Below are 23,621 nucleotides of genomic sequence, written 5' to 3'. Positions count from 1 at the left end.
CATCGCAGCCAGACAAGGCGCCCGTGGGCGCCTTTTTTATAGGCAGGAACCAGATCCCTGCGATTCGTCAGAACTTATGACGGATACCGATGCGCGCAGTGAACTGATTGCTGTTGTTCGACGCGCTCAGGAGATTGATGGATGCGACAGCATCCTTTCCGGTTGAATCCGTACCCGATGCGTGTTCGTACACACCCGTGATGTAGACGTCGGTCCGCTTCGACAGGAAATAGTCCGCACCCAACGAATACAGGTAGTACTTTGCGCCCGGGTTGCTCCCACTCGAGGCGTAATCGACGCTGCCGCCGTCCGTATAGTCGAATGCAACGCCGGCCAGAAGCGTCGGCGTAATCTGATACTTGAAGTTCGCTTCAACGTTATTGAAGGTCGCGTTCTCTCCCTTGCGATAGATGTTCGTGAATCCCGACTGCGCAACCGCGCCGAGGTTACGGAAGCTCACATTCGCATAGGTCACACCAAGCGTCGCCGCGCCGAAGACATAAGCGCCACCGGCGGTGATCACCTGGTACGTATTCGCCGACTGGTAACCGTAGTACACGGGATATTTGGCTGCGCTGATCGCCGGTGTGGCGATTGTCCCGGCATTGTTAAGCATGCCACCGGAAGCCGAAGGCGTGCGAGCGTTCAGGTAGCCGGCACCGACCACGAGCGGACCGTTGCTGTAATTCGCACCCAGCGACCAGATCTGGTTGTGCGAAAAATCACCCGCGGCACCCCCGAAGCTATAGGTGCCGTCGAACGTCAAGCCCGCGTGGTTCGCGCTCGTGTACTTCACAGTATTGTTCGTGCGATAGGTATTGTTCAGGTTGTCGAGGTCACCAGGATGGGCGGCGATATATCCGGCCCATTGCGTGCCCACTTCGAGCGGTCCGACATTGTCGACCACTGCATCGTATTGGCGCCCCAGTGTCACGGTGCCGAGACTGTCCGACTTCAGGCCGACGAATGCCTGGCGACCAAACATCAATCCGCCTTGGCCCAGCGCGCCCGTGTTGATGTCGAAACCATTCTCGAGAACGAAGAGCGCCCTGAGGCCGCCGCCCAAATCCTCGGTGCCACGCAGTCCCCACCGGCTCGCCTGCAGAACCCCGCTGGACAGGTTATACAAATGCTGGCCGCCTGCGTTCGTATTGATGTTAAAGCCCTCGTCGATGATGCCGTACAGCGTAACGCTGCTCTGTGCGTGAGCGACGCCAGCGAATGAACCCAATACGGCGAGTGTCAAGAGCGACTTTGTTTTCGTTTGCTTCATTGCGTGATCTCCTGATATGTCAATTGGTTTTTGAGTCATTGTTGACAGCAATTTCCGTATGCTTTGGCATCCATAACAAGCAAATATGGGTTCCCGAAGAGACGGTTCTTTCAAAAGTACAACTAACTTAATAGATATCCAGAGAGCGACTCTCCGGATCGGTCTGCAACGCACGACGTTAAGTCCGGTGTTCCCCAAGCAAGACCGCCACGGCGCGTAACGCAAGCTGGTAGCCTTCAACGCCCAGCCCGCAAATCACTCCTCGGGCAACCAGCGATATCAGCGAATGCCTGTATTGCTCATCGCGCTGATGGATATTCGTGATGTGAACCTCAACAAGCGGCTGACGGATGAGCTTTGCCGCATCGAGCACAGGAATGGAAGCGAAAGAGAATCCCGCCGGATTGATGACAACGGCTGCATCCCGCTCAAACGCTTCCTGCAGCCAGTCGACCATCACGCCTTCGTGATTGGTCTGCCTGAATTCGCATTGCAAGCCCAACTCCTCGGCAAGCGCAAGCGTGCGTTCCTCCACCTGGACCAGCGTAGTCGTGCCATAGAGATGCGGCTCGCGCTTGCCGAGCATGTTGAGATTCGATCCATTCAGGACATAGACAAGGGGTTTCATCTTTATTTGCCGGTTTAGGTTTTCAATGGGACCGTGAATGCAGAGGTGCATTACCAGACGAGCCCAGCACCTTGGCGGACGAGTCAGCACGATTCATGTCGATGCCAAGCGTCTCTGGTGCGGTAAGAATCATGACGAGCGAGATTGCGTTCAATACCAGGCAGACGGCCACCACGCCCCAGGGCGATCCGTTGCACAACGCGAACAGCCACACGGCAAGCACCGGCATCGGGCCGCCTGCAATCAGATTGGCCCCGGTGTAGGCGAGCGCCGAGCCCGAGTAACGCACATTGGTGGGAAAGGCCTCGGCGAAAGCGACCGGCTGAATGCCGCTCTGGAACTGCGTGAAGCCGAGGAAGAAGCCCATCGCCGCGAGCATCGGCACGAAGCTCTTTGTGTCGAGAATCTGGAAGTAGACGCAAAGCATCAGAAGTGTGGCAATTGAACCGATTGCCAGTGCTTTTCGACGACCAATCCGGTCGCTCAGCATGCCGCCTGCCAATGCGCCGAAGATCGCGCAAACATTCGCGCCCATCAACAGCATGAAGCCCGTTTGGCGAGGCATGCCGAGCGTCTTCGTCACGTAGCTCAGCGAAAAGACGACGATGAGGTAGAAAATTGCAGCGGGACCGCAGAAGAACAACATCCAGCGGAGGACTGTGCGCCAGTGCAGGCGCAGCGCATCCCGCAAGGGGCTGCCGACTTCAACGACTTCCGTTTTGCGAAGTGCGACGAATGCAGGCGTCTCGCTTACACGCAAGCGGATGTAAACGCCGACAGCGACGAGCACAAAGCTGAGAATAAAGGGGATGCGCCAACCCCACGACTCGAATGCGGTGGCCGACATCGATGACGAAAGCGCTAGCAGCACGCCATTGGCCATGATCTGGCTGAGCGGTGAACATAACCCTAGCAGGCCAGAGTACTTGCCGCGTCGATCGGGGCTCGCGTGCTCGATTGCCATGAGCTGCGCACCGGTGGATTCGCCACCCAGCGCAAAGCCTTGCAGGATACGCAGCGCTACCAGCAGGATCGGCGCCCAGACGCCGATGTTGGCGTAGGTGGGCAACAGGCCCATCAACATGGACGAGAGCCCCATGACGGTCACGGTAGCGAGCATCAGATTGCGGCGCCCGAGCTTGTCGCCAAGGTGTCCGCAAATGATGGCACCCAACGGGCGTGCGGCGAGGCCGACACCGAATGTTGCCAGCGAGGCGAGCAACGCGGAGGTCGAATCCATTGCAGGAAAGAACAGTTTCGGCAGCACCGTGGCTGCCAATGCGCCATAGAGTGTGAAGTCCAGCCATTCAAGCGCGGTACCGACGGCCGCTCCGGTGACCGCGCGGGTGCGCATGCCCTGAAGGCCATCCTCGTGAGTCTGTTCGATCATGTTGTCTCCTGTTGCAGGCCTGATGTGAGTTTCACTCGTCGTGACCCATTTCTAATAAGCGGCGTGTCTTGCCGTCGGATCTCTGTCGCTGACCAGATTGCGCTTCTGGCCTGCGTCATTGGCGCACAGATTAGCAGCGCATCCGGGACACCATTCCAGGGTGGAATTTCATTTCATATTGTGCAAAACTGGCACGCAATAAATGAAATTCGTTCGGAGACCGATATGCCTGGCGTTACCGAAAGGACCATGGCCGTGCTTGAATTTCTCGCTACGCAAATGGAGGCAACACCTCTCGCACTGATTGCGGATCAGCTCGAAATTCCGCGCAGCGCGTGTCATCGTCTGCTCGTCGATCTCAAGCAATGTGGCTATGTGCGACAGGTGCGTGAACACGGTGACTACCTGCTGACGACCAAGCTGGTCGGAATAGGACTGGGGTATCTGGCAACCTCCGGCATCGTCGACGTCGCGCAAAGCATCCTCGACAGACTCGCGGAAACCTCAGGGGAACTGGCACGCCTGGCGATCGTGGACGGCGACCGTCTCACGTGGGTGGCGAAATCACAAGGCGCGCTCAAGGGCCTTCGATACGATCCCGACATGGGCATGGATACCGTCCTCTCCTGTAGCGCAACGGGTCACGCGTGGATGATGACCATGAGCGACGAGCGAGCCCTCGAACTGGTGACTCGACAAGGCTTCGGACAGCCGGCGCAATATGGGCCGCGTGCGCCGACGACCGTCAATGGCCTGCTTGAGTTTGTGCATGCAGCGCGCACACGCGGTTACGCCACCATCTACGAAGTCTTTGCACCCGGCATGACGGCCATGGCCGCGCCCGTACAAAGGCGTGGATATCCGGCTATTGGTGTGATCAGCCTTGCAGGCCCCGCGGTTCGCCTTACGGAAAAGCGCATGGCGTCGCTCGGCTCGACGCTGGTTGCGGCTGCCACTGAACTTGCCGCAGCCAGTCTGGCCTCTCCGTTGCTTGGACGCGGTCGCTAGACAGAATCGTCGAATCCAACGCTAAGTCGCTTGAGGCGCGCGCTTACGGTCGATGAAACGTGAATACGAGTTCGTAGACCTCGAAGTCTTCAACAGCTATGGCAAGCTGGCCACTTGCGACCTCGATAGCCGCCGCGGCCGAGAGATCATCGAGAGACTCGATCAGGATCGCGCCCACAAACGATCCCTCGTCGCCTCTGCGCATAGACTTCTCACGAGTCGCAATGCCGGTCGCGTCGGTCGCCACCTGCATCACGGAGGCGTCTGTTGCGCGATCGACGGACACGATAGCGTCGAGCCTTCGAGGTGTCGTATCTGAAGTGCAGTGTTCAGGCATTTCGTGGAGAAACCGCGCAATGCTCACACGCGAGCCTGATGCGTCCGCGTTGCCGGTTGACGCAAGTACCGTCCCTCCGCCACGTCGAAAGCCTGCGAGCCGAGGCATGATCCGTTGTGTCCATGGCGTTGGACTGTCCAGACGTGCGCGATAGCCTTCGCTTGACATGACGTTCGCGTTATCGAGTTCATACAGGATCACGTACTCGGAGGCGCCTGCCATGGGGCGTCGGAACACGCGTCCCGAGCGGAATCCTGGTACGCCGACGCGCTCGAATACGTGCTCGCGCGTCAACCAATGCAGATAGTCGGTTTCAAAATCACGGGTGACCGTGCTCCAGATCGCGAGCAGTCCCGGGCCGGGTTCGTTCATATTGCCGTTCTCCCTATCTCAAGCTTTTACGCTTACGTCGACGCACCGTGCGCGAGTGAATCGCTCTCCCCGCTCACATCTTCGACACGGTCCAGTCGGTTCATGTCGTTGCCAGCAGTCTCGGGGCCGATGGCCACCATCACGAAAGACAAAATATTCAGTGCTCCGCACAAGGCGACCAAACCCCATGGCGAGCCGTTGCATTGCTTGAGCAGCCACGTCGCAACGACCGGAATCGGACCGCCTGCGAACAGGCTCGCGCCGGTAAAAGCGAGCGCCGAGCCCGAATAGCGCACGTTCGTTGGGAATGCCTCTGCGAAGGCCACCGGCTGGATGCCCGTTTGCACCTGGGTAAATCCCATGAACAGTCCCATGGCGAGCGCCATGACCGCAAAGTTCTTGGTGCCCAGCATCGGGAAATAACACAGCATGATCGCGAAGGTCACGGCTGACGCGAACATCAATGTGCGCTTTCTGCCAACGCGGTCGCTCACCCTTCCGCCGACAATCGAGCCCGCTATCGCGCAGGTGTTCGCGATCATCAACAGGATAAAACTGGTCTGCTTCGGCACGCCGAGCGTGTTGGTCAGATAGCTGAGCGTGAAAATCACTGCGAGATAGAAGAGCGCGGTCGGGCCACAGAAAAACAGCATCATTCGCAGGATGGTTTTGTAGTGCAGACGAAACGAGTCGAGTAGCGGGCGGCTTTTGCCGGCAATGGCTGAGCGCTTCATTTCGACGAAGGCGGGCGTTTCGCTGACACGCATGCGGATATAGAGGCCGACCAGCACCAGCAGCACACTTGCCACAAATGGAATTCGCCACCCATATGCCTCGAAGGCAGCCGGATTCATTGTCGCGGCCAGTAGCAGCAGTACAGCGTTGGCGACGATCTGGCTAAGCGGCGCGCACATGCCGATCAACCCGGAATACTTGCCGCGGCGATCCGCCGGGGCGTGTTCCAGCGCCATGAGTTGCCCTCCGGTCGACTCGCCGCCGAGGGCAAATCCCTGGATGATGCGCAGTGCCACGAGCAGCACGGGTGCGTAGACGCCGATCTGGGCGTACGTCGGCAGCAGGCCCATCAGTGCCGAGACGATGCCCATCACGGACACCGTTCCGAGCATCAGATTGCGCCGGCCAATCTTGTCGCCGAAGTGTCCACAGATAATGGCGCCGAGAGGCCGCGCAGCCAAACCTACGCTGAATGTTGCGAGGGACGCCAATACAGCAGAGGTTGGGTCAAGTGCGGGGAAAAACAGCTTGGGCAAGATCGTGGCGGCTACGGCGCCATACAGCGTGAAATCGAACCACTCAAGTGCGGTACCTAGCGTGGCCGCACTCACGGCGCGGTTTGCCATTGCAAGCGACGTTCGCTCGGGCTGTGAATGTTGCATTGATGTCTCCTCGTCTCTAATAATGTTTGGCTGCGGACTGACTGCCGGTCATAGGCGACGGGGAACGTCGCTCAGGTCATCCATGTATGATTTGGCATACTAAATATTATTTTCAGAATGCGAACCATGATCGGCGCCGCGTCACCATGCCGGCGCGTCACGCGGGGGCATTTACGTGGGTACGCGCGAGTTCTGAGGCGAATTGCCGATCGTCAGCGGTCGTTTGAACATGGGCGAAACGCCGCTAGCTTCGGACAATTCCTCGGCGGTTGCCTTGAGCGCGGGCGCCAGCGCAAGCATGCGCTCTTCCGTGAGGCGGGACATGGGGCCGGCGATGATCAAAATGGCCCGCACGCGTCCGTCTTCGCCGAGAACCGGCGTGGCCATCGAACTCATAGCCGGAAGAAACATGTCTTGGGTCGTGGCGTAGCCGTTGCGTCTCGCGGTCTTGAGCAACGGGATCAGTGCCTTGAATGTGGTGGGCGCACGCGGCCCGAACTCGGCGGGCGTGCCGAAACCCTGCTGGGAGACCAGACGCATCGCTTCTTCATCGGACTTTCCAGCGAGCCAGATCATGCCTGCGGCGCTGCAAGAGAGCGTGACAGGTCGGCCCATTTCCGGATCGTACCGGAGGCCCTGTTTTGCCCCTTGAGCCTTCGCCACATAAATGAGCTGGTCGTCCTCGACGATGGCCAGCCGCACCAGTTCTCCCGACGCCGCGGCGAGTCGCTCCAGAATGGGTTGACCAATGTCCACTACGCCCCCCGCGCTCAGGAAGCGCAGGCCGAGTGAGGGCATCTTCATCGTGAGCGAGAATTCACCACGGCGCTCGTCCTTGCGCACGAGACCCAGTTCGATCAGGTCAGCGAGCAATCGATGTGTCGCGCTCAGCGGCAAGCCAAGCTCGCCAACCAGTTCGGTCAGCGTCTTGCCCTCCGGGGCTGTAGACAGCTCTTCAAGGATGCGGAAGCTGCGTTGTAGCACTGCTGTCATGGCGGAAGAGGTCCTTCTATCAAGGTGATGCACGCGCGCAGTGAAGCTCGCTGCCTGTGATGGCATATTATGGAAATGTTTTCCAGTTTGCAATGTTTTCCATCTGTCAGGTCGAAGGCATGTCCCATAGGCGCCGGAGTAACATCGTAGGTGTGAGGGGCAAGTAGATCGAGAAGACCACTGCGACCACTCAACGTTGTATGGGAATCCCAATGGTTGGAACGGCTTCAATCCTTGCCATGGTGTTTTCCTTGCCATAGGTAAACGGGATATATATCGCCCACGAATACATCGCGTGCGATATATATAAATGAAAATTGAAAAAAGGCGCGGGATTTAGCCGCGTGCGTCCTTTGACAGGTGGCGGGTGAGGGCGAGATTGTCGCGTAGTGTCGCGATTGCCTTCTGTAACATCGCGAACTCGCTCGGCGCGAGGCCCGTTGCTTCGATGAGACTCATGCCGAGCCCTTTTTCGCGCAACTGTCGACCGTCTTCCGTGATGCTGACCAGAACCTGTCGCTCGTCTTCGGGATCGCGCTGTCTCGCCAGATAGCCCATCGATTCGAGTCTTTTCAATATTGGTGTGAGCGTGTTGGACTCGAGAAACAGCCTGGCGCTCAAGCCCCCGACGGTCTGGGGGGATTCCTCCCAGAGCGCGATGACCGCGATGTATTGCGAATAGGTCAGCCCCAACTCATCGAGAATTGGCCTGTAGGCCTTGCCGAACACCAGGTTCGCCGAATAGATGTTGAAGCACAGGAATTCGGAGAGTGCGGGCTCCTCAGTGGGTGGCTGGTCGATAGATTTCATCTGTATCCTCTTTAATTACTTCGCCCTCCATCGAATCGTTGGATTGAACACATGGATTGATTGCGGTCGTGGGCGAATCGCATTGATCGGGCACGCGACCCATTGATTGATCGTGTCACAGTGACGGAGGCAGGCCCTCTAGCCATGCGTGGAAAGCGTGTCGCCCGACGTCAGTGTGGCATCGGCGCCCGATGGGGCATGGCCGGAGACGCCGCCATATGCCGGTTGCGCATTGCCGTAGTTGGACGAAAAGCCCTGGGAACTAAGGCTGCGCTGCGAAGCACGCCTCGCGGCCTTTCAATGTGATATGGGTGTTCCCGGTGAGCAGAACAGTCTCAATCCTGGTCATCATGTTTCCTTTTAAAATAAGGGCTGAATATATATCGCATGCGATGCACTCGCATGCGTCGAATGATGCGGGAGGGCTGAATCAATGTCAATAGCTGACGAAGCAATCGTTTGCGAGCGATGGATAGTTTGGGCGTTCCTCAGGCCCGATAGCGCCTGCTCGCCCCCGGCGTTGAAGCCTTGTTGCTGCGGGGCGCGGCCGGCAGTTCATTCTCGTGACCCCCAGGTTCGGAAAAGTCACGAGATGTCTTGCGACATCATTCGAATTGCGGAGGGGTGAATCATCACATCGACATTCGCGGGAGCGTGACGTCCGCGATTTCTCGGACGGAATGCAGGGTCGCCACGTTTGATGGACATGCCGGTGGCAGCACAAATGCCTGCGCGGCGCGCGATCTGGCGACTCCAGACCTGGTCGCCGTAGTGACAAAAGCCCGAACTCCAGCGCAGCGTAACGGCTGTTTGGGAAAGATGTTCAATAACGGTGATCGAGGCGCGCGTCGTCTTTATGTTCGGTCCGTGCATGTACGGCTCAGCGCCGTTTTCCTCGCCAGCGGCTGCGTCTAAGCGGGCAGGCGCCGACGCCTGGAGTAGGGAGTCGTCTTCAAGCGATGGACGCGAGCAGCGTTTCTCTAGCAGGGACACAACCTGCGTCCAGGCGTCGCCGCCTGCATGACAGTGCGGTTCGCGACGTTTGGGTACTCGACGAAATTCTTTGTCATCCGAAAGTAGGCTATGGGGAAATGTCATTTTGGGACTCGTTTTGGAACAGATCGTTGCGGCGAAGCGAACGGCGTCCGGGCCGTGAAGCGGGTGACTCGTCTTGCTAGAGACAATGGCTTTTCGAATAGCGAAGCCCGCAGATTGCGTCTGCGGGCTTCTGGTATGCAGCCAGGCCGGTTAGCGGATTTCAGGCATCGCGGTAATTCACCGGCTTCCGTAGCCCCGAACGCGCAAGCATCAGGATTGCGCTGGCGTCAATGAGCGTAGCGTTCTGAATCCAGCTCGAACCTCTTGCGTAAAGAGTTGCGGCTCCTCCCAGGCCGCGAAGTGCCCGCCCTTTTCGAGCTTGTTGTAGTACATGAGGTTAGGATACGCCCGCTCTGACCAGCTCCGCGGCGCCTGGTAGACTGTGACAACCGGTGCCGCGATGAATGGGGCCTTCAGAATGGGATCTCCTCAACAAGTTGTGGACGTGTTTTTTTCATTTATAAATCGCATGCGATGGAGTCGCGTGCGTCGCATGATGCTGGATGAGCTAAATAATGTCAATAGCGTATGGCCAATCGCGTGCGGTTCGTCATCTGCTGGTGTGTTTGAAGCCATTTGGTGCGAGTCGCACTTCGGGCATTTCGGACGGCCGGTTTCACTCGTCCTCTCGTTCGTGAATCCTCCTGAATGACACCGTGTTCCGAGCTTGGCAGTCACCACGGCTGGTGCCTATCTTTGAGAGGTGCGGGGTGCAAGACACCCGGTCGCATGCAAGCAGATTCCGGCGCGAGACTGATGCCCTGTCGCGCTGGCGAGGGTACGCGGCGCAATGACTGCCGGCGCCCCGATCACTGGGCTAACTGATGGAGATTTAACGATGACTACCCGGATTCAGAAGGTGCTTCTCACAGGTAGGACTCATACGACGGGCAGCCGTCGTGAAGGCGCGCACGGCGGCGACGAACGCGTCGACATTCAACTCTCGTCGCCCGGCAACGCGGGCAGCGAGATCACCTTGTCAGCGGTACTGATGCATCCGACTGCGGAGCAGCTTTTTGCGGGGGCATGGTCGGCCTGCTATACCGGTGCGCTTGGGCTCGTGGCCAAAGCGAAGAAGGTTGTGCTGCCGCCGGATCTGGCGGTTGATATCGAAGTCGACCTGGGCATGACCGGCGACGCGTTTTTCATTCAGGCCCGGTTCGACGTCCGCATGCCGGGTATCGCAGCCGAGATTGCCGAAGCTATCGCGCACGAGGCCCATGGGGTCTGTCCTTATTCGAAGGCAGTCCACGGCAATATCGACGTGGCGATGAATGTCACAACGTCGTGATCCAGCTACGGACACGCGTCTCTACGAGCAATCCTTCGCTACGGGACAAGATGGTGTGACGAATTAGCGAGAGCCGTGCGGTGGCCACTTCGCCGCCCGGCAAGAATCGCTGATCATCGTCACGAGTGTCTGCGACTCTTCCGCTCCCTGCATTGACTCACTGACCGTCTTTTTCGCCTGACGCAGGCAATCCGCCGAGGGTGTCTGGTCTCAGCGCACTACTGTCACGCCATCTGTTTGACCTTATACAACACCCAGCTCAACTCAAAGCGCCGGTCCCGGGACCGGCGCAATACCGCCGTCCCCTTATGTCGCAAGGCTCCCGAGCCCATTGGACCGCACCAGACGATCGCCTGGCACACCCTATGCATTAGATGGTGTGAGCGCGACACGATGCTCACTTAGCAAAATCCGCAAAACACTTTAGGAGTATTTATCATGAAATCGACTCTGATGATCAAAGACCTTCCGATCGCCGAAGAACTCGACCGCAAGGCGATGTCCGCCGTACGTGGCGGCAGCGCGATCTCCCTCGTCGGCGGCAACGCCCAGAACGTGGTTGGCGGTGGTGGCTTCGCCAGCCCGACCACGGGTCTGCAAGTCGGGCCGGCCGTCAACACGATCGACGCAAGCTCGCATCTGAACCTGAGCATCCCCACGATCCAAAACTTCGGCGGCAACCAGCTCGCCATCTGAACAATGTGCCTGCCACCCGACGGCGGGTGGCCACATCAAACTACTCTCAAAGGAATCAATCATGCACTCGAACCTCATGATCAAGGATCTGTCCATCACCGAAGAACTGGACCGCAATGCCATGTCCGCTGTGCGCGGCGGCAGCGCCATCGCTGTAGTGGGCGGCAATTCACAGAACGTAGTGGGCGGCGGCGGCTTTGCCAGCCCGACCACCGGCCTGCAGGTCGGACCGGCCGTCAACACGACCGACGCAAGCTCGCATCTGAACCTGAGCATCCCCACGTTCCAGAACTTCGGCGGCACCCAACTGGCCGTCTAAACAATGTGCGTGCCACCTCACGACGCGGTGGCCACATCAAATCTTTTCTTTCAGGAGTTAATCATGCACTCGAATCTCATGATCAAGGATCTGTCCATCACCGAAGAACTGGACCGCAAAGCCATGTCCGCTGTGCGCGGCGGCAGCGCCATCGCTGTAGTGGGCGGCAATACACAGAATGTCGTGGGCGGCGGCGGCTTTGCCAGCCCGACCATGGGCATGCAGGTCGGGCCGGCCGTCAACACGACCGACGCGAGTTCGCATCTGAACCTGAGCATCCCCACGGTCCAGAACTTTGGCGGCATGCAAGGCGTATTGCTGTAACTCATGCGCGTGCCGCCCTTCTTCGGGGGGCACTGCCCGTTTATCTTCAGGAGCCAGTCATGCAATCGACCCTTATGATCAAAGACCTGCCCATTAGCGCACCCATCGACCGCAAGGACATGTCCGCTATCCGTGGTGGCAGCGCACTCGCCGGCGTCGGCGGAAATTACGGCAACGTATTCGGCGGTGGCGGTTTTGCCAGCCCCACCATCGGTATCCAGATCGGGCCGATCGTGACGACCACCGATGCCAGTCAGCACGTGAACGTCAGTGTGCCGACGATCCAGAACTTCGGCGGCTATCAGTTGGGCGCGCTGTAACGGCGTGCGGTGTCGCCCTACGGGGAGGGGGATACCGCAAGCTGCAAGCGTGGAGACCACACGTGCTTTATCCCGCTCAGAGTATTGGCGCTCGTGTCGTATTCTGCAAGCGCCGCTCTGACGGGTATTGCAAGCGGATTCGACACGTAATCCGAACGATGAATCTGGGTATATTCGGCATTGCCGGGTCGCCACGATACGGGGAGCCGGGGCGACGCGATAGAACAGACCGCCTACGAGCTGATCGGGCATGGCCCCTTTGCACTGCATTGCCGTGCAAACTTCACTGCGAGCATGCGGCACGTTGAAGCCGTCATGCCTGGTGAGAATGCCGGTTTCGGTGTGCCATTGCCCAGACTAATATAGGGATTCCGACGCTCGCGGTACCGGCGGATGCCTTCGTCGTACCGTTGGCGTCGCTATTCGCGGGGCGCGTTGTTCCTTAAAAACGATTGGGACTCCCGTATTTCAATCGCACAGAGGTGTGTGCGTTCTTCTATTGATGGCCGGTACACACGGGCTAACGCCGCAACAGGACTGATCGACGATGGCCTATCGGCTCTGAAATCTCTCATGCTAACGCGCAGAACCTTCCTGATCGGCGGTCTTGGCGTGGCCGGCGCTGCCGGCGCACTGGTCGTCGGATGGTCGGTTCTGCCGCCGGGTCAGCGTCTGGTGGGCGCCGCGCCATTGCCGGTACACGGCACCCAGGTGCCGCTCAACGGGTGGGTCAAGGTTTCATCGGACAACAGCGTGACAGTGATGATGAGCAAAGCGGAGATGGGCCAAGGCATCCATACGGGGGCGGCCATGTTGCTGGCGGAAGAGATGGATGCCGATTGGGCGCAGGTGAAAGTCGAGCAGTCGCCCGTCGACGGCATCTACAACAATCTGGATAACATCGCCGCCGATTTGCCGTTTCGTCCGGATGAACACGGCGTCTTCGAAGAGTTAGCGGTCTGGTTGACACGCAAGTTCTCGCGCGATTTCGGCACGATGCTCACCGGCGGTTCAACCAGCATCAACGACCTGTGGGTGCCAATGCGCGAGGCCGGCGCAGGCGCACGCGCCATGTTGTGCGGCGCGGCAGCGGATAAGTGGCGCGTGCCCGTAAGCGAATGCCGCGCCGAAAGCGGTCGCGTACTGCATCCTTCGGGACGCTCGGCGAGTTTCGGCGAACTGGCCGAACTCGCCGGCCAGCAACCGCTGCGTACACGGGTCGTGCTCAAGAGCCCGGCCGAGTTCAGGATGATCGGCAAGCCGCTCAAGCGTATCGACGCGCCCGCGAAGCTCAACGGGAGCGCGCGCTTCGGAATCGATGCGTTGCCGGAGGAGCTGTTGTACGCAAGCGTGCTGATGTGTCCGACGCTCGGCGGAACCGTCAGTCATTTTGACGACTCGGTGGCCCGCGCTTTACCCGGCGTGGTGAAGACGTTCAAGGTGGACGCCTATAACGGCGGCACCGGCGGCATAGCCGTGATTGCAGAGAACGTCTTCATTGCGATGTACGCGCTCGATGCGATAGCCGCCCTGGGGATTGACTGGCATCACGGGGCAGCGGCAGATGTCTCGGATGCGGACATGATGCGTCGCCTCTCGAATGCGCTGGACCATTCGGAAGGTCATGTGTACTACAGTTGCGGTGATGTCGATGGTGCGCTGAACACCGCTGCACAGGTCGTGAGTGCGGAGTACCGCGCACCGTATCTCGCGCATGCGGCCCTCGAGCCGGTCAACTGCACAGTCCAGGTCAATGACGACGGCGCCACGGTTTGGGTCTCCACCCAGGTCCCGGCGCTCGCGCGGCATCATGTGGCCAAGGTGTTGCGCATGGACGCCGGCAAGGTCGATGTGCAGGCGCAACTGCTTGGCGGCGCGTTCGGCAGGCGCCTTGAAGTGGACTATGTGGCGCAGGCTGCCGTCATCGCACTCGAAGCCGATGGCAGGCCGGTACAGACGGTCTGGAGCCGGCCGCAGGACATGATGCACGATTTCTACAGGCCAGCCTGTGTGTCGCGTTTCAAGGCGGGATTGAATAGCGCAGGCGAGGTGGTGGCGTGGCGCAATACCTCGGCGAGCCAGTCGGTGGTGGACGCTTTCCTCAAGCGCAACTACGGTTTTCCCGATCCGCTGGTCGACAAGACCACGGCGGAGGGCGCATTCGATCAGGCCTACGAATGGTCCAACCTGCGGGTCGCGCAGACCACGGTCGAGCTACCGGTTCCGGTCGGATTCTGGCGTTCGGTGGGGCACTCGCATCAGGCGTTCTTTGTCGAGAGCTTCATGGATGAACTGGCCGCGACCGCGCATAAGGATCCCGTGGCCTTCCGTGCGAGTCTGCTCGCGCATCATCCCCGGCATCTTGCGGTATTGCGGCGTGTCGCGGCGCTTGCGGACTGGGGACGCCCGCTTGCGCGGGGCACCGATGGTGCGGCTCGCGCACGTGGCGTGGCGCTTCACGAGGCGTTTGGCAGCATCGTCGCGCAAGTGGCGGAGGTTTCGGTGGGTGCGGACAAGAGTGTGCGCGTGCAGCGGGTGGTCTGCGTGGTCGATTGCGGTACGCCGGTGAACCCGAATCTGATCCGCCAGCAGGTGGAAGGCGGCATTGTGTTCGGTTTGTCGGCGGCATTGTACGAGGCGATCAACATCGATCGCGGTCAGGTGCAGCAACAGTACTACCCCGACTTCCCGGTCGTGCACATGGACGACTGCCCGGTCATCGAAACCGACATCATGCCGAGCGAGGCCGAGCCGCAAGGCGTGGGAGAACTTGCCACGCCGCCGGTTGCCGCGGCCGTGGCCAATGCGGTTTTTGCACTGACGGGCCAGCGTTTGCGTACGCTGCCATTGAAACTCGCGTGAGCGGCGGGGGAAAACATGTTATCGCTGAACATCAACGGCAGACAGGTACGCGTGAAATCAGATCCGGCTACGCCGCTGCTTTGGGTGTTGCGCTGCGAACTGGGTATGACGGGAACCAAGTTTGGCTGCGGAATAGGCGTATGCGGAGCCTGCACGGTGCATGTAGATGGCGCAGCCCAGGTGGCGTGTCAGGCGGTGATCGCCAGTCTTGGCAACCACGAGATCACCACCATCGAAGGGCTCGAAGGCGCCGAGGCCGTCGCGCTCAAGGCAGCCTGGAGCAGTATCGACGTGGTGCAATGCGGTTATTGCCAGAGCGCCCAGATCATGGCGGCCTATGCACTGCTCAGGCAGAAGCCCAGGCCAAGCGACCAGGATATCAACGATGCGATGGCGAATGTCGTGTGCCGTTGCGGCACTTATCCGCGCATCCGGGCGGCCATTCATGAGGCCGCCCAAAAGCAGAGCCGCTAAAGCGCCCAGGCTTATTTTCGACGCGTGCCGGTCCGTGCCGGTGCGGTGGAAGCCAGTTGCGGCATGGAGTGAAAACCTTGTGGATATTCGACAAGACGCGTGGGGCCGGATGAAGGCTGCAGAAGCGAACCGTAACGTGCGCCGCTGCGTGCGCCGCCTACGATGGCGGTCATGGCTTGCCTGTCGAGTTCGACACTGTCCGGAAGATCCTTGATGGCGATGGTGGGCATGACAGCTCCTAAGGGGTGACCGCGATGGCGGGATGCATGAGCGGATGAGATCGCCCGCACGTGCCGGGTTGCCAGGCAATCCATAACGGACTGTTTGCAAGCAGTATAGGTAATGCATCGTTCGCGGGTGTTTTGTTCTGCGCGGATCCGCACAGAGCGGGGTTGGAAAGGTGATGGGTTGGAACCAACACAATGGGGCGACACTGTCAGGCGGGACACGACACCTGTTGCACGACGCGCACATTGTTGGGCAATCCTGAATTGCGGAAGGCATGGGTGCGGGCTAGTATCGGTCGTGGGCATGTAACTTCTTATGACAGGTTTTTTCCCGGTTAATCGGGAGTTGCGTGGCTTTATACACATGGCGAATCTTGCGCACGCGATTAGCGAATTCCAGAGTGGCGGGCTGTCGCAAGATGATTTCATTGCACAGCTCGACAGTACGCTGACGAAGGACAGTGTTGGTTCGGCGCGGCTGCTGGAGATATTGGGCGAGGCACACACCCACATGCCGCTGCCCCCGGACGTGTACGCGGAAGTCCAGCGCCGGATCGAGCAGATGAGTGGTACGAACCTGACTCCCAGCGGAGGCGAGACCCGCGTACAGACAACGCCGCACTATGCCTCTGCGGACTTCCCCGCAGCAGCACCTGCTGGCGCTCAGTCCCTCGCTGGAGCCGAACAGGTCAAAGGCGTTGGGGATACGCTCAATAACCGCTTCGTGCTGGAGGAGTGCCTCGGCATTGGCGGCATGGGCACCGTGTACAAGGCGCTCGATCTGCGCAAGATGGAGGCGTCCGACCGCAAGCCCTTCGTCGCCATCAAGGTCCTCAACGTGCAGTTCCGCGGCAATCCGCAGTCGCTGATCGCGCTGCAACGCGAAGCCAGGAAAGCTCAGGTGCTGGCGCACCGGAATATCGTCACCGTGTACGACTTCGACCGGGACGGCGCCATCGTTTATCTCACGATGGAGTATCTGTCCGGCAAGCCGCTTAGCCACCTGTTACGCAACAAGAATTTCAAGGGCATGCCGTACGACGAGGCGCTGCCGATCGTCAAAGGCATGGCGAATGCGCTCGCCTATGCGCACGAGCATGGCTTCGTTCATTGCGACTTCAAGCCGGGCAATGTGTTGCTGACGGACAAGGGCGACGTCAAGGTGATCGACTTCGGGATTGCCCGGGTTTTTCAGCGTCCCGAAGAAGAGAGCGATGCGACCGTGTTCGATCCGGGAACGCTCGGCGCGTTGACGCCCGCTTACGCGAGCCCCGAAATGATCGAGCATCGCGAGCCCGATCCGCGCGACGACATTTACGCGCTTGGCTGCATCGTCTATGAATTGCTGACGGGACATCACCCGTTCAACCGGCTCTCGGCCACCCAGGCTCGCAGCGCCGATCTCAAGCCGCAGCGCCCCGAAGGCTTGGGTACCCGTCAGTGGCGCGCGTTGCGTGCGGCGCTTTCCTTCGACCGCAAGACGCGTATGCCGGCGGTGGCCCGGTTCGTCGAAGAATTCACCGCGCAACCGCGCTTCACCAGGCAACGCATGCTGATTGGCGGCGGGGCGGCGCTCGCGGGGCTAGCCGTCGCCGGTCTCGGCTTCCTCTGGTTCCACGCTCCGGGCAGTCCCAGCAGCGCGCCGCATGCGATAGCGACGCCTCCTGCGCTGACGCTCGCATCGGTCGATGCATTGCTTGCGCAGATGCCATGTTCGGCGCTCGCTGCTTCAGTGCTGGATCACACGGTCAAGGTGCACGGCTTCGTACCCGAGCCCGATGGTGTCGCCACGCTCAAGGAACGCCTGAATACGCTACCAGGCGTGAGCACGATGAACGTCGACGTGACCCCGCTTACGGCGGACAAATGCGATGTCGTCCAGTTTTTCGCGCCATACTGGACTCGCAACTGGCAGGCGGGTCACCCCGCCGTGCTTCAGGTAAAAGCACCTGACGCGCAACTGGTCGAGGACGATCCGCTGGTGGTCGGCGTGAAGACGCCCGGCTACGATGCCTACGTCAATATTGATTACTATCAGTTGGATGGCAGCGTCGTCCATATGGTACCCAGTTCACGGGTACCGGATAACCAGGCGCCGCCGAATTTTTCGGCGACCGTTGGCAGTGCGATGGACTGGGTAATTGCCAAGCCGTTCGGGACTGAACTGGTGGTGCTGCTGATCACGCCGGCCCCGCTGTTCAATGCATTCCGGCCGGCTAGCGAAGCGCGCGCAGATTATCTGCGCGCGCTGGATGCACGTCTTCAACAGATTGCGGCTAAGGACGGGACGGATCGCATCCTGGCGGATGTGGTCCAGATCACCAGCCGGGCTCGCAAGCATTGAGGGCGGCGCTGCGCGCTTCACTTCGGTATCGCGTTCGTCGCCGGTGCTGACGGTTACTTCAGATCTTTGGCAACCCGGAAGCCGTTTTGCGACTGGCGCACACTCTGGCTGTACTTGAAGCGCGTCGACGCGAGCATATAGTCGGCGCCTTCGCGCCACGAACCGCCGCGAATGACCCGCATATCACAGCCTGACGAGTCCCAGGCACGGCCGTCCGTCGGGGCGTCCTTATACGTGCTGTGCCAGCAGTCGCTCACCCATTGCCAGACGCCGCCGCCCATGTCGTAGAGGCCATATGGGTTCGCTGCGAACGTTCCCACGTTTTCGGGCCCTTCGTCATGCCAGGGATCTCCGCAGCCCTTGCAGTTCGCGTTACCTTTGCGCATCTGCTCGCCCCACCAGTATTGCGTCGCCGTGCCGCCGCGTGCGGCGTATTCCCATTCGGCTTCGGTGGGCAGGCGGTAGGGTTTGCCGGTCACCTTGCCGAGCCACTTGATGTACTGCTGAACGTCGTCCCAACTGAGATCGCGCGCGGGAAGATTCGCGGCGGCCCCGTTTTCGCCCGACAGCTTCGGGCAGGCGTTGGCCGCCACGCATGCGTTCCACTGTTCGACTGTCACGTCGTACTTGCCGATCGCAAACGGCGCGGCGATCGTGACATGATGCGGCGGCCGCTCCGAGATATCGCCCGAATTACTGCCCATGGTGAACGAGCCGGGGGGCAACGGAACCATCACTGGGCACGCTGAGCAGTCCTTGCTTTCGCCGGCGCCCGGAACGTTGGCGGCCGATTTGACCGGTGCCTTGGGAGCGGTGGGGACCGGCGCGGATGGACTCGCAGCAACCGGGTGAGCGGGTTGCACCGCACCCGCCTGCGCTTTGGATGCGGCGGGCGGCGCGGGTGCGACGGGATTGGGCGCGGCGCTTGGCGCCGGCGCGGAAGCGGCAGCCTGCAGGCGCGCGATCCGTGCTTTCGCGAGTCCCGCAAAACGACCGTCAGGATATGCCTTCAGGTACGCCTCGTAATCGCTCGCGTAGTTGCTGTTCTTGATCGAATCCCAGAAGGTCAGTTCGTATTGTTCGCTGCTGTCCTTAGGCATGATGCCGCGGCTCTGCAGGGAGACGACCGTTGCGTCGGCAAGTGCAAGGCTTGTCACGTGGGTACCCGGATAGCGTGCGAAGCGAAAGCTGCCGGCCAGTGACGACACCGTCCAGGGGCGCTGCTGATCGCCGGTGTCGGCGCGTACGGTATGTTCAACACCGCGCATGATCCCGTCGATGTCGCGTTCCGGCGCAGCGGCGAGCGCCCGCAATAGCGCACGCGTGTAAACCCCGTGATCCTTTCCGTCCGCAGCAAATCCGCCAGGGGCCGTGGCATAGGAAATCAACGTCTGCTCAGGCAACGACGCGCCGGGCAACACGGTACGGGTGGCTCGGAATGGGTTTTGCAGACAGGTGTCGAGTATGACCAGATTGATCTTGTCGGCACGGGGGGCCGACATCGCCGCGAGTACGGCATCCAGATCGATGCCATGGGCGAGGAGGGACGCCGGTGAGCGGCCGTCGATGCCGTCCGGTACCAGGATCGTTTCGTTGCCGACCTGCAGGCCGTGTCCAGCAAAGTAGAAGAGACCGACACCGCCGCCCGCAAGACGCGCATGAAACGCGGCGAGCGCCCGCTGCATCTGTTGGGGCGTGCCATCCGTCAGGACGCTCACTTCGAAGCCGAGCGACGCCAGCAGCGCGCCCATGCTACGGGCGTCGTTGGTCGCATTGCCAGGCGGAATGGCGTCACTGCCGCGATTGCCGTTGTTGCCATTGTTGCCATTGTTGCCGCCGTTGCCGACTACGAGCGCAATGCGCCGTTCGCCTGTGCCAACGTCGAGAGATGCAGTCGTGTGAAGAATCGCGCTGTGGCCACCTTGCGTGACGGCGTTGGCGTCCGTCCACGATGCGTGCAGGGCCCCGGCGATGCACATGAGCAGGAATCTTCGCCACATATTCAAATCCTGGTTGTCCGTACTGAATCCGCTATCCGACGACGAACGCTCTGGCATCGGGCGCGACCACGCACTGCACAGCGGCTGACTTGCGAATTGTGTTGGCAGTAGCGCGACAGTCGTAAACAACGATAGCACGCAGTAACAACGTCACAAGGTTAACGAATGGTCCGTATCTTTTTGTGAAGTTACGTCCTAAGCTAAAAGACGAAATACGAGGTCCGGTTCGGGGCGCGTTGCCAGATGCCTCTGTACGCGGATGCGCACGCCGCTGGCGAACCTGCAGTTGACCGCGTGGTCGACCGTGGGGGCGGCAGGGGGCGAGAGAGCCACTCTCCCTGAGGAGGCGCAACATGCCAGTAAGAACAGCGCTCAGTGTTCTGGCCGTGGTATTGCTGACTGCTGCAGCACCTGCCACGCAGCAGTCGCCGTCTGCGCCTGGCGCCGAGGAGTACATCATCTGGCCGCCCGACGGCGCGGTGATTCACGGCGGCAAACTCTGGGTGCGGATGGGCTTGCGCGGCATGGGGATCTGCCCGAAGGGCGTCAACGTGCCGAACACCGGACACCATCATCTATTGATCGACACCGATCTTCCGCCGCTCGACCAGCAGATCCCTTCTGACCGGAACCACCTGCACTACGGCGCTGGGGAAACCGACGCGCGCGTCGAACTTGCGCCCGGCACCCATACGTTGCAGCTTCTGCTTGGGGACGCGAACCACGTGCCGCAGGTTCCGCCGGTCTATTCGAAGAAGATCACCATTTACGTACGTTAGGACCGCTTTGTATGTATCGGTCTGCGAGGACGGAGAGCACCCACCATGAAGAAGATATTGGCTCTCGCGGCACTGGCCGCCATGGTCTGGCTGATCAATCCAGCCTTTGCCGCGGGCACGCCGTCGCCGCCCAGTGCCTTCTGCTATATCGGTTACCCGAACGATGGGCAAACCTTCCCGGCCGGCAAGCCGTTTCGCGTTTGGTTCGGCTTGCGCAACATGGGTGTGGCGCCCAAAGGCGTTAACTACCCAAACACAGGTCACCACCACCTGCTGATCGATACGGCTTTGCCGCCGCTCGATCAGGAGATTCCTTCCGATCGTAACCATCTGCATTTCGGTGCGGGCGAAACCGAAACGACGCTTGATTTACCGCCCGGCAAGCACACGCTTCAGTTATTGATGGGCGACTACATGCATGTACCGCACGTTCCGCCGGTCTACTCGAAGAAAATCACGATCTACGTCAAGTAGGTACGACATTCAGGGTCGAGAATGGGATCTGTTGGCGCGATGCCAACGTTGCGAACGCATGATGTTGGATTGCGACCATCACCTCCTGCTTTTAGTATCCCGGTGACGCTCCCTGCAGCACGATATGTATGCCTGAATACCCCTTGATTTCAAGGGTCCAGATGCTTTTTCAACCCATGAGGACGGGATTGGCACGGCCTGTGCATAAGCTGGGTGCGAGCAGACACGAGAGGCTCGCACCATCGGCCAGGCGCCGCACAGCAAGGAGAAACGCCATGAACACGCTCAAGATTTCAGACCTCACCATTACCGCAGAACTCGACAGCAGCACCATGCGCGCCGTGCGCGGCGGCGTAGCGCCAGGTGCAGCTACCGAGATGCCGCTTCTGATCTCGTCAAGCCCGTTCAAATTTGGCAATGGCGCAACGATTAGCCCTTCGCAGGTGATCCATCAAGGCCTGAGCATCGAAAATTTCAATGGCATGGACAGCGCCTTCGACACGGGCGTGGCGTCGGTCATCACGCCGCAGCAGTCCGCCAATAACAGCATCACGTTCGTCTGACCGGCCCTTCCTGGCCGCTCGGGCAATCAAAAAGCGTCTGGCACTGATCGTCCTGTCCATACGCTCGCGCTTACTGGAGAACATCGTGTCTGCCTTGTTCTGTATGGCAGGGGATCATCGCACGCCGGTTGCGGCAGCGACGCAGAAAGAAATAGCGACCAACAATGTGCGCGCCGGGCGGCGCAGCGTCACGCGGCGGGTGCTGGGGGCCATGGCACTGTGTTCAGTCGCGCTATGCGGTTGTGTCGACGTCAGTATGCCCGCCTATCAGCGTCCCGACACACCGGCCAAGAATGCGTGGTCGAATGGGAACGTCACCGTATCGGCCGCCGATACGATCGAACCGGACTGGTGGAAAATCTTCCAGGACCCGTACCTGAACTCGTTGATCGAGAAGGCGACAGCAGGCAATTTCGACATCAAGATCCTTGCTGCACGCATTCAGGTGGCGGGCGCCGAGATCGGCGAGGCGCAGGCGGGCGCGCTGCCCACCCTGGATGCCGGCGCCGGCGGCAACTTCCAGAAGAGCACGGGCGTGCCGTTCCAGCAGCAATACATGTTGGGGACTCAGGTCAACTGGGACATCGACATCTGGGGCAAGGTCGAGAAGGGCGTGCAGGCCCAGAAGGCCGAGTTTCACGCCACGGAAGCGGATTGGCGGGCGGGGTATCTGGAACTTGTTTCGAACGTCTCCATTACCTATTTCCAGATTCTTCAGTACGACGATCAGATCGCCCAGCAGGAGAAAACGCTGGCTACCAACCGGCAGATTCTCGCGATCTACGAAGGACAAAGCCACAATGGCCTGATCCCGCAAACGCAGGTTGTCCGCCAGCAGGCGGAAATCAACCGGTTGACGAACGAGTTGCTCGAGTTGCACCGCTCGCACGACCTCGCGAACAATGCGCTTGCCACGCTGGTCGGCGTGCCGGCCGGCGAATTTCAACTGCCGGACGGGCATTTGCAGCAACGCGTGCAGTTGCCGCCGGTCCCCGCGGGGCTGCCCGCGCAGTTGCTGGCGCGTCGGCCGGATGTCGTGGCGGCAGAATTCCGCGTGCTCGAATCGTATGACCTGGTCGGACAGGCGAAGCTGGCCCAGTTGCCCACCATCAGTCTGACGGGACACGCCGGCACCGCGAGCTTTGCGTTGTCCTCACTGCTGAAAGCGTTCACGTATGGCCTGATGCCCAGCATCGATTTTCCGATCTTCGATCCCAGCGTGCGTGCACATGTGAAGACCAGCAAGGCACAGGGCGAGGTCGCCGAGCAGCAATATCGCCGCACGGTGATGGGCGCATTCGAAGAGGTGGAGAACGCGCTCGTCAATCTCGACTCGCATCGCAAGCAACGTGTGGAACTGCAGCAGGAAGTCTCGCGCTTGCGGCTGGTTGCCGATCAGATCGAAGCCCAGTTGAAGGAAGGCGTGGTGTCGCAACTCGAGGTGTTCGAGACCGAGCGCACGCTGCTCGAAGCACAACTCGCGCTGCTGGCCAATCATCAGCAGATTCTCTCGGATACCGTTCTGCTCTATAAGGCGTTGGGCGGCGGCTGGCCGCCGGTCGACGTGCAGGTCGAAGTGAAGGAAAACTAAAGGAAATCCAAAGGAAAACTCAGGAAAAATTAAGGGAGAACTCAGCTAACG

General features: G+C 60.1%; 23 protein-coding genes. 13 read left to right on the top strand and 10 right to left on the bottom strand.

Annotation, left to right across the window (positions count from 1 at the left end):
• Positions 1–67 precede the first annotated feature (67 nt).
• The 3 genes from P3T43_RS06830 to P3T43_RS06820 all read right to left on the bottom strand — a co-directional run bounded on the left by P3T43_RS06830 (position 68) and on the right by P3T43_RS06820 (position 3,291).
• On the bottom strand, positions 68–1,273 hold the full coding sequence (locus P3T43_RS06830; RefSeq protein ID WP_429280297.1) for a porin: 1,206 nt from the start codon (positions 1,271–1,273) through the stop codon (positions 68–70).
• Positions 1,274–1,451: 178 nt separating this feature from the next.
• Positions 1,452–1,901, bottom strand: coding sequence for a type II 3-dehydroquinate dehydratase (locus tag P3T43_RS06825; protein WP_429280296.1), 450 nt, complete (start codon positions 1,899–1,901; stop codon positions 1,452–1,454).
• A gap of 22 nt (positions 1,902–1,923) precedes the next feature.
• Positions 1,924–3,291: an MFS transporter gene (locus P3T43_RS06820; RefSeq protein WP_429280295.1), complete on the bottom strand. Its 1,368-nt coding sequence runs from the start codon at positions 3,289–3,291 to the stop codon at positions 1,924–1,926.
• 225 nt (positions 3,292–3,516) lie between these two features.
• Between P3T43_RS06820 and P3T43_RS06815 the strand changes: the two genes are divergently transcribed.
• Positions 3,517–4,299, top strand: a complete 783-nt coding sequence (locus tag P3T43_RS06815) for an IclR family transcriptional regulator (protein ID WP_429280294.1) — start codon at positions 3,517–3,519, stop codon at positions 4,297–4,299.
• Positions 4,300–4,342: 43 nt separating this feature from the next.
• On the opposite strand, the gene P3T43_RS06810 is transcribed toward P3T43_RS06815, so the two are convergent.
• The 5 genes from P3T43_RS06810 to P3T43_RS06790 all read right to left on the bottom strand — a co-directional run bounded on the left by P3T43_RS06810 (position 4,343) and on the right by P3T43_RS06790 (position 9,306).
• Positions 4,343–5,008, bottom strand: coding sequence for a hypothetical protein (locus tag P3T43_RS06810; RefSeq protein WP_429280293.1), 666 nt, complete (start codon positions 5,006–5,008; stop codon positions 4,343–4,345).
• 32 nt (positions 5,009–5,040) lie between these two features.
• A complete protein-coding gene (locus P3T43_RS06805) occupies positions 5,041–6,405 on the bottom strand; it encodes an MFS transporter (protein WP_429280292.1) in 1,365 nt (454 codons plus the stop codon).
• Positions 6,406–6,576: 171 nt separating this feature from the next.
• A complete protein-coding gene (locus tag P3T43_RS06800) occupies positions 6,577–7,398 on the bottom strand; it encodes an IclR family transcriptional regulator (RefSeq protein ID WP_429280291.1) in 822 nt (273 codons plus the stop codon).
• Between the two features lie 336 nt (positions 7,399–7,734).
• The gene (locus P3T43_RS06795) at positions 7,735–8,208 is read right to left on the bottom strand and encodes a MarR family winged helix-turn-helix transcriptional regulator (protein ID WP_429280290.1); all 474 of its coding nucleotides are present in this window, start codon (positions 8,206–8,208) and stop codon (positions 7,735–7,737) included.
• Positions 8,209–8,793: 585 nt separating this feature from the next.
• The gene (locus P3T43_RS06790; protein WP_429280289.1) at positions 8,794–9,306 is read right to left on the bottom strand and encodes a DUF3331 domain-containing protein; all 513 of its coding nucleotides are present in this window, start codon (positions 9,304–9,306) and stop codon (positions 8,794–8,796) included.
• Between the two features lie 838 nt (positions 9,307–10,144).
• Between P3T43_RS06790 and P3T43_RS06785 the strand changes: the two genes are divergently transcribed.
• The 7 genes from P3T43_RS06785 (at position 10,145) to P3T43_RS06755 (ending at position 15,592) form a co-directional block, all read left to right on the top strand.
• Positions 10,145–10,597 (top strand): Ohr family peroxiredoxin, encoded by a 453-nt coding sequence (locus P3T43_RS06785; protein WP_429280288.1) that lies wholly within the window; start codon positions 10,145–10,147, stop codon positions 10,595–10,597.
• A 438-nt stretch (positions 10,598–11,035) separates the two neighbouring features.
• On the top strand, positions 11,036–11,293 hold the full coding sequence (locus P3T43_RS06780) for a hypothetical protein (RefSeq protein WP_429280287.1): 258 nt from the start codon (positions 11,036–11,038) through the stop codon (positions 11,291–11,293).
• 61 nt (positions 11,294–11,354) lie between these two features.
• Positions 11,355–11,612, top strand: coding sequence for a hypothetical protein (locus P3T43_RS06775; protein WP_429280286.1), 258 nt, complete (start codon positions 11,355–11,357; stop codon positions 11,610–11,612).
• Positions 11,613–11,675: 63 nt separating this feature from the next.
• Positions 11,676–11,936 (top strand): hypothetical protein, encoded by a 261-nt coding sequence (locus tag P3T43_RS06770; protein ID WP_429280285.1) that lies wholly within the window; start codon positions 11,676–11,678, stop codon positions 11,934–11,936.
• 59 nt (positions 11,937–11,995) lie between these two features.
• On the top strand, positions 11,996–12,256 hold the full coding sequence (locus P3T43_RS06765) for a hypothetical protein (protein WP_429280284.1): 261 nt from the start codon (positions 11,996–11,998) through the stop codon (positions 12,254–12,256).
• 573 nt (positions 12,257–12,829) lie between these two features.
• Complete coding sequence (locus P3T43_RS06760; protein ID WP_429280283.1) at positions 12,830–15,118, top strand: molybdopterin cofactor-binding domain-containing protein; 2,289 nt, start codon at positions 12,830–12,832, stop codon at positions 15,116–15,118.
• Positions 15,119–15,133: 15 nt separating this feature from the next.
• Positions 15,134–15,592: a (2Fe-2S)-binding protein gene (locus P3T43_RS06755; RefSeq protein ID WP_429280282.1), complete on the top strand. Its 459-nt coding sequence runs from the start codon at positions 15,134–15,136 to the stop codon at positions 15,590–15,592.
• A gap of 11 nt (positions 15,593–15,603) precedes the next feature.
• Here the strand turns inward: P3T43_RS06755 and P3T43_RS06750 are convergent, their stop codons facing one another.
• Positions 15,604–15,822, bottom strand: a complete 219-nt coding sequence (locus tag P3T43_RS06750; protein ID WP_429280281.1) for a hypothetical protein — start codon at positions 15,820–15,822, stop codon at positions 15,604–15,606.
• A gap of 361 nt (positions 15,823–16,183) precedes the next feature.
• Between P3T43_RS06750 and P3T43_RS06745 the strand changes: the two genes are divergently transcribed.
• Positions 16,184–18,163, top strand: a complete 1,980-nt coding sequence (locus P3T43_RS06745; RefSeq protein WP_429280280.1) for a protein kinase domain-containing protein — start codon at positions 16,184–16,186, stop codon at positions 18,161–18,163.
• 53 nt (positions 18,164–18,216) lie between these two features.
• Here P3T43_RS06745 and P3T43_RS06740 read toward each other — a convergent pair whose 3' ends face one another.
• On the bottom strand, positions 18,217–20,163 hold the full coding sequence (locus P3T43_RS06740) for an SUMF1/EgtB/PvdO family nonheme iron enzyme (RefSeq protein WP_429280279.1): 1,947 nt from the start codon (positions 20,161–20,163) through the stop codon (positions 18,217–18,219).
• A gap of 353 nt (positions 20,164–20,516) precedes the next feature.
• Here P3T43_RS06740 and P3T43_RS06735 point away from each other — a divergent pair, with 353 nt between their 5' ends.
• From P3T43_RS06735 to P3T43_RS06720, 4 genes are all read left to right on the top strand, one after another.
• A complete protein-coding gene (locus P3T43_RS06735; protein ID WP_429280278.1) occupies positions 20,517–20,942 on the top strand; it encodes a DUF4399 domain-containing protein in 426 nt (141 codons plus the stop codon).
• A gap of 45 nt (positions 20,943–20,987) precedes the next feature.
• Entirely contained in the window at positions 20,988–21,416 is a 429-nt protein-coding gene (locus P3T43_RS06730) for a DUF4399 domain-containing protein (protein WP_429280277.1), read from the top strand.
• 275 nt (positions 21,417–21,691) lie between these two features.
• The gene (locus P3T43_RS06725; RefSeq protein ID WP_429280276.1) at positions 21,692–21,979 is read left to right on the top strand and encodes a hypothetical protein; all 288 of its coding nucleotides are present in this window, start codon (positions 21,692–21,694) and stop codon (positions 21,977–21,979) included.
• A 211-nt stretch (positions 21,980–22,190) separates the two neighbouring features.
• The gene (locus P3T43_RS06720; protein ID WP_429280504.1) at positions 22,191–23,570 is read left to right on the top strand and encodes an efflux transporter outer membrane subunit; all 1,380 of its coding nucleotides are present in this window, start codon (positions 22,191–22,193) and stop codon (positions 23,568–23,570) included.
• Positions 23,571–23,621: the final 51 nt, after the last annotated feature.

It is taken from the genome of Paraburkholderia sp. GAS41 (assembly GCF_050436545.1).
Classification (GTDB): Bacteria; Pseudomonadota; Gammaproteobacteria; order Burkholderiales; family Burkholderiaceae; genus Paraburkholderia.
The sequence above is the reverse complement of the archived record's forward strand: the minus strand, read 5'-3'. Positions and strand labels throughout refer to the sequence as shown.